This window comes from Kitasatospora sp. NPDC091257 (assembly GCF_044757675.1).
Lineage (GTDB): Bacteria > Actinomycetota > Actinomycetes > Streptomycetales > Streptomycetaceae > Kitasatospora > Kitasatospora lactacystinica.
Genome location: NZ_JBIVVI010001416.1, coordinates 1 through 2,082, shown reverse-complemented (window position 1 = coordinate 2,082; position 2,082 = coordinate 1). Strand labels below are relative to the sequence as shown.

The following is a 2,082-nucleotide window of genomic DNA, read 5'->3' as shown; positions in this document are numbered from 1 at the left end:
GGTATCACCCGGTACCCCGGTAGCCCCGCGGAAGTTCGCGCTCCAGTGCGACGACCCGCACGGCCCGCCCTCCTAGGCTGGCCCACGATGAAAACGCCCACCAAAGCCGACGCCCGCGCGTTCGCACTGCGCCAACTGCGCGCCCTGCGGCACCACCTGACCACCCCGAGCGAGGACGAGACCCCGCTGCTCGGCGACTCCCGGCGGCGCTGGGTGCGCCGACTGCCGTACATCGTCGTGATCGCCCTGCAGGGCTCGCTGATCCCCACCGGGATCGCCAACCTGGTCAGTTTCTACGACCTGGTGCTGCCGGTGGCCGCCGCGCTCACCATCGCCCAGACCACGCCGCTGTTCCTCGCCGTCACCCGGCCGCTGACCGCCTGGTGGATCAGCGCCGCCGCCATGGTCGCCACCGCCAGTATCACCGCCCGCCACCACCAGCTGATGGGCAGTTGGCCGTGGACGGCCCCGATGATCATCGCCTACGTCTTCCTGCTGCTCGCGCTCGCGCTGCGGGAGAGCCGGGCCACCGTGGTCTCGGTCTGGGTGGCCACCGTCCTGCTCACCGCGCTCACCACCACCCTCGGCCTGCCCCGCTCCGGCGACGGCACCACCGTGCTGCTGATCGCACTCAGCGGCGCCGCGCTGCTGCTCGGCTGGGCCGTCCGGGACCGCGCCGTGGCCCGCCGGCTGCTCACCGAGCAGGAGCACATCAGCGAGGCCGAACGCGAACGCCGCACCCTGCTGGAGGAACGCGCCCGGATCGCACGGGAGTTGCACGACGTGGTGGCGCACCACATGTCGGTCATCGCGGTGCAGGCCGCCAGCGCGCCGTACCGGATCACCGGGGTGCCGGACGAGGCCGCCGAGGAGTTCACCGCGATAGCCGGCACCGCCCGCGAGTCGCTGGCCGAGATGCGCCGACTGCTCGGCGTGCTGCGCAGCGAGGAGTCCGGCGGGGAGAAGGCACCGCAGCCCGGGGTCGGCCAACTCGCCCAGCTGGTCGAGACGGTGGGCCGGGCCGGGGTGCCGGCCGAGCTGACGGTGGAGCCGGACCTGGTGGACCTGGTGCCGCAGGCCGTCGGCCTGTCCACGTACCGGATCGTGCAGGAGGCGCTGGCCAACGTGGTGCGGCACGCCCCCGGCGCGCGGACCTGGGTGTCGCTGACCGCGGACGGCCCGGCGCTACTGGTGACGGTGGTCAACGCGCCCCCGCCGGAGCACACCGAGTCGCTGGAGGCCTCGGCCGAGGGCACCGGGCAGGGGCTGGTCGGAATGCGTGAACGCGTCCGGCTGGTCGATGGCAGGCTGGACACCGGCCCGCTGCCGGACGGCGGCTTCAAGGTGGCCGCCGTCCTGCCCCTCGACCGTCCAGACACCCCCCGGGAGACCACCGCATGACCATCCGCGTGATCATCGTCGACGACCAGGCCATGGTGCGCGCGGGCTTCGCGGCCCTGCTCAACGCCCAGAGCGACATCGACGTGGTGGGGGACGCGGCGGACGGCGCCCAGGCCCTGGAGGTCAACGGCCGCACCCACCCGGACCTGGTGCTGATGGACGTCCGGATGCCCGTCATGGACGGCCTGGAGGCGGCCCGGCGGCTGCTCGACCCGGCCGTGCCGGGCGCCCACCGGCCCAAGGTGCTGATGCTGACCACCTTCGACGTGGACGACTACGTGTACGAGGCGCTGCGCGCCGGGGCCAGCGGCTTCCTGCTCAAGGACGCCCCGCCGGCCGACCTGATCGCCGCGGTCCGGGTGGTCGCGGCCGGCGAGGCGCTCCTCGCCCCCTCGGTGACCCGCCGGCTGATCGAGGACTTCGCCCGCACCCGCCCGGCCAAGCGCCACGACCCCAAGGTGCGGCTCAACGGCCTGACCCCGCGCGAGACCGAAGTGCTGGAGCTGATCGCCCGCGGCCTGTCCAACCAGGAGATAGCCGCCAAGCTGGTGCTCGCCGAGCAGACCGTCAAGACGCACATCGGGCGCATCCTCGCCAAGCTCGGCCTGCGCGACCGCGCCCAGGCGGTCGTCCTGGCCTACGAGTCCGGCCTGGTGACCCCGGGTCAGTAGCGGCTGACCC

2 protein-coding genes are annotated in these 2,082 nt (G+C 73.5%); both read left to right on the top strand.

The features are described from left to right. The first annotated feature begins 87 nt into the window (after positions 1 to 87). On the top strand, positions 88 to 1,401 hold the full coding sequence (locus tag ACIQOV_RS38880) for a sensor histidine kinase (protein ID WP_401055547.1): 1,314 nt from the start codon (positions 88 to 90) through the stop codon (positions 1,399 to 1,401). Then, positions 1,398 to 2,072 (top strand): response regulator transcription factor, encoded by a 675-nt coding sequence (locus ACIQOV_RS38875; protein ID WP_359913052.1) that lies wholly within the window; start codon positions 1,398 to 1,400, stop codon positions 2,070 to 2,072. Before ACIQOV_RS38880 ends, ACIQOV_RS38875 begins: the two co-directional genes overlap by 4 nt. The last annotated feature ends 10 nt before the right edge of the window (positions 2,073 to 2,082 follow it).